General features: G+C 62.4%; 3 protein-coding genes. All 3 read right to left on the reverse strand.

The annotated features are described in order from the left end of the window. Complete coding sequence (gene gcvP, locus AC2FJF_RS24235; RefSeq protein WP_496727547.1) at positions 1 to 2,856, reverse strand: aminomethyl-transferring glycine dehydrogenase; 2,856 nt, start codon at positions 2,854 to 2,856, stop codon at positions 1 to 3. Between the two features lie 112 nt (positions 2,857 to 2,968). Next, positions 2,969 to 3,334, reverse strand: coding sequence for a glycine cleavage system protein GcvH (gene gcvH / locus AC2FJF_RS24240; protein WP_058271403.1), 366 nt, complete (start codon positions 3,332 to 3,334; stop codon positions 2,969 to 2,971). Positions 3,335 to 3,352: 18 nt separating this feature from the next. Beyond that, on the reverse strand, positions 3,353 to 4,435 hold a 1,083-nt coding region (gcvT, locus tag AC2FJF_RS24245; protein WP_496727548.1), incomplete at its 5' end, for a glycine cleavage system aminomethyltransferase GcvT.

A 4,435-nucleotide genomic window follows, 5' to 3' on the forward strand; every position in this document is an offset into this window, starting at 1 on the left:
TTACTCAGCGGCTTCTTCGTAAGCGTCCATTGGGGGGCATGTGCAGATTAGGTTTCTGTCGCCATATGCGTTGTCGACGCGGTTTACGGGGGACCAGTATTTGTCGACGCCCATGGAGCCTGGGGGGAAGCAGGCCTGTTCGCGCGAGTAGGGCCGGTCCCAGTCGCCGACCAGATCGCGCACCGTGTGTGGGGCGTTTTTCAGCGGGTTGTTTTCCGCGTCGATCTTGCCGTCGATGATGTCCTGCGCTTCGGCCCGGATGGACAGCATGGCGTCGCAGAAGCGGTCCAGCTCGTCCTTGGGTTCCGACTCGGTTGGCTCAACCATCAAGGTGCCGGCCACCGGCCAGGACATGGTGGGCGCGTGGAAGCCGCTATCGACCAGACGCTTGGCGATGTCGTCGACGCTGACCTGTGCCGCCTCGTCCAAGGGTCGGGTGTCGAGGATGCATTCATGCGCCACCCGGCCCGTGTCCGAGGTGTAGAGGATCGGATAGGCCTCCTGCAGGCGTGCCGCGATGTAGTTGGCGTTCAGGATTGCCACTTTCGTGGCCTGCGTCAGACCGGCGCCGCCCATCAGCAGCACATAGGCCCAGCTGACCGGCAGAATGGACGGAGAGCCAAATGGCGCGGCCGAGACCGGGCCCACGGCGGTGCCGTATTCCGGGTGACCGGGCAGGTGTTCCTCCAGATGCGCCTTGACGCCGATCGGACCCATGCCGGGGCCGCCGCCGCCATGCGGGATGCAGAAGGTCTTGTGCAGGTTCAGGTGGCTGACGTCACCGCCAATGTCACCCGGACGTGAGAGACCCACCATGGCATTCATGTTGGCGCCGTCGATATAGACCTGACCGCCGTGGTCATGGGTGATCTGGCAGACCTCCTGAACGGTGGTCTCGAACACGCCATGGGTGGACGGATAGGTGATCATGCAGGCGGCCAGATGATCGGAATGCTTCTCGGCCTTGGCGCGGAAGTCATTCAGGTCAATGTTGCCGTTCTCATCGGCCTGCACCGGAACAACCTGATAGCCCACCATCTGCGCCGAGGCCGGGTTGGTGCCATGCGCCGAGGTCGGGATCAGGCAGACATTGCGATGCGCCTCACCCCGCGCGGCGTGATAGTTGCGGATGGTCAGCAGGCCTGCGTACTCGCCCTGCGCGCCCGAGTTGGGTTGCTGGCTGATCGCGTCATAGCCGGTGATCTGGCACAGCTTGTCGTTCAGATCGTCGATCATCTCATGATAGCCCTGCGCCTGATCTTCGGGGCAGAACGGGTGCAGATTGCCGAACTCGGGCCAGGTGACCGGGATCATCTCGATCGTGGCGTTCAGCTTCATGGTGCACGAGCCCAGCGGAATCATTGCCCGGTCCAGCGCCAGATCGCGGTCGGCCAGACGGCGCATATAGCGCGTGATCTCGGCCTCGGCCCGGTTCTTGTGGAAGATCTCGTGGGTCAGGTAAGGGCTTTCACGCAGCGCGTAATCGGGCAGGCGATAGACTTTGTTTGAGCTGTCATCGGTGCGATCGATGCCGAAGGCACCCCAGACGGCCTCGATGGTCTCGGGCCGGGTCTGTTCGTCCAGGCTGATGCCGACCTTGGTCTCGCCGACCTTGCGCAGGTTCACACCGCGGGCCACGGCGGCCTCCATCACGACATTCTGCAGGTGGCCGACCTCAACCGTGATGGTGTCGAAGAACACCTCTGGCTCGACCGAGAAGCCTGCCTCTTCCAGACCGGCGGCCAGGCGCGAGGTCTTGCGGTGCACCGATTGTGCGATGGCCTTGATGCCGTCGGGGCCGTGATACACGGCATACATCGAGGCAATCACCGCCAGCAGCGCCTGCGCGGTGCAGACGTTCGAGTTGGCTTTTTCGCGGCGGATGTGTTGCTCGCGGGTCTGCAGCGCCAGGCGGTAAGCCTTGTTGCCGCGCGCGTCGATCGACACGCCGATGATCCGGCCCGGCATCGACCGCTTCAGCTTGTCACTGGTCGCCATATAGGCTGCGTGCGGCCCGCCATAGCCCATCGGAACACCAAAGCGCTGGGTCGAGCCGATGGCAATATCCGCGCCCATCTCACCGGGAGACTTCAGCAGCGCCAGCGACAGGATGTCGGCGGCAACGATGGCGATGGCTTTGTGTTCGTGCAGCGCGGCGATTTCCGATGTGAAGTCGCGCACATGGCCGTGGGTGCCGGGATACTGGAAGATCGCGCCAAAGACCGATCCCGCATCCAGCGTGTCCGGGTCGGCGACCTGCACGTCGATGCCCAGAGGCTCGGCGCGCGTTTTGATGACTGCGATGGTCTGCGGGTGGCAGTTCTTGTCCACGAAGAAGGCCGCGTTGTTGGCCTTTGAGCGGCCACCACGCTTGGCCATCGCCATGGCTTCGGCCGCCGCAGTGGCTTCGTCCAGGAGCGAGGCGTTGGCCACGTCCAGACCGGTCAGGTCGCTGACCATGGTCTGGAAGTTCAGGAGAGCTTCCAGACGGCCTTGGCTGATCTCGGGCTGATAGGGCGTGTAGGCGGTATACCAGGCCGGGTTTTCCAGGATGTTGCGCAGGATCGGCGCCGGCGTGGTGGTGCCGTAATAGCCCTGACCGATCAGCGAGGTCAGAACCTTGTTCTTGCTCGCCACCTCTTTCATGTAAAAGAGCGCATCGCGTTCGGTCATCGCCGGACCCCAGTCCAGCGGCTCTTTTTGCCGGATCGCAGGCGGGACGGTGGCGTCGATCAGCTGGTCCAGCGTCTTGAAGCCGATCACCTTGAGCATGTCGCGCATTTCCGTCGGGCTGGGCCCGATATGGCGGCGGTTGGCGAAGTCATAGGCTTCGTAATCAGTCAGTTTGAAGGCCATAGGTCATGCTCCTCAGGGAATGTCTCGCCCGGCCGCTCTGGCAGGAGCCTCCGGCGGGGATATTTTTAGCCAGATGAAGGGGCGGATCCGCAAAAGGACCCGCCGTTTGGGTTTACCCGATCAGGGCCTTGTAGCCGTCCAGATCCATCAGATCTTCCAGCTGCGCGGCATCCGCGATCTTGATCTTGTAGATCCAGGCCTCACCCTCGGGGTCTTCGTTCAGCGCGCCGGGGTTGTCGGCCAGCGCTTCGTTCACTTCCGTGATCTCGCCATCGACCGGGGCATACAGCTCGGAGGCGGCCTTGACGGATTCGATCACGCCGATCTCACCGCCTTTTTCAAACTCGTCGCCTGCTTCCTGCTGCTCCACGAACACCACGTCACCCAGCTGTTCAGCCGCGTGCTTGGTGATGCCCAGAGTGGCCGTGTCGCCTTCGACGGTCAGCCATTCATGCTCTTCGGAATAATAGGTTGCCATGTTGTCTCTCTCCTGACTTCAACGCTTGTAATTCTGTTTGACGAAGGGCAGCGCCACGATCTGCGCTGGCTGCGGCTTGCCCCGGATGATCAGGTTCACCGTCTCGCCCGGCTCACCGTGGCCCTTGGACACATAGCCCATCGCCACCGGTCCGCCGACCGTGGGGCCGAACACGCCCGAGGTGATCTGACCGATCGTATTGCCCTCGGCGCACTGGATTTCCACGCCCTGACGCGCCGGGGCGCGACCTTCGGGCTTGATGCCAACCAGCTTTTTGGCGGGGCCTTCGGCCAGTTCTTTTTGCACGCGCTCGGCGCCCGGGAAACCGCTCTCTTCCTTGCGGCGCTTCTGGATCGCCCAAGCCAACGAGGCCTCAATCGGCGAGGTGCTCTGGTCGATGTCATTGCCATAAAGGCACAGGCCGGCCTCCAGCCGCAGGCTGTCGCGCGCGCCCAGACCGGCGGCTTCGCAATCCTCATGCGCCAGGAACGCCTTGCTGACCTCGATCGCCTTGTCCTCGGGGATCGAGATCTCGTAGCCGTCCTCGCCGGTGTAGCCCAGCCGCGAGATGCGGCACTCAACACCGTTGATATCGGCCACCGTGGTTTCCATGAACTTCAGATCCCGCGCCGCCGGGCAAAGATCACCCACGACGTTTTCCGCCGCCGGGCCCTGAACCGCCACAAGCGCGCGGTCGAAGATCTCGGTCACTTCGACGCCGTCCAGATTATCACGCATATGCGGAATGTCCTGATGGCGCAGCGCTGCATTCACCACCACAAAGTAGTGATCCCCCGCATTCGACACGATCAAATCGTCCATGATCCCGCCGTCCGCATTGGTGAAAAACCCGTACCGCGCCTTGCCTTCCTTCAGCGTCGCGTAAGCCTGCGGGCACAAAGCTTCCAGCTTCTCACCCACATTCTCACCGCGCAGGATCACCTGACCCATATGAGACACATCAAACAACGCCGCCTTCTCACGACACTGCTTATGCTCCCCCATTATCCCCAAAGGATACTGAACAGGCATCTCCCAACCAGCAAAATCAACCAACTTACCGCCAAGTTCGACGTGCAAGTCATACAAGGGGGTGCGTTT

Source organism: Ruegeria sp. CDSB013 (assembly GCF_059611165.1).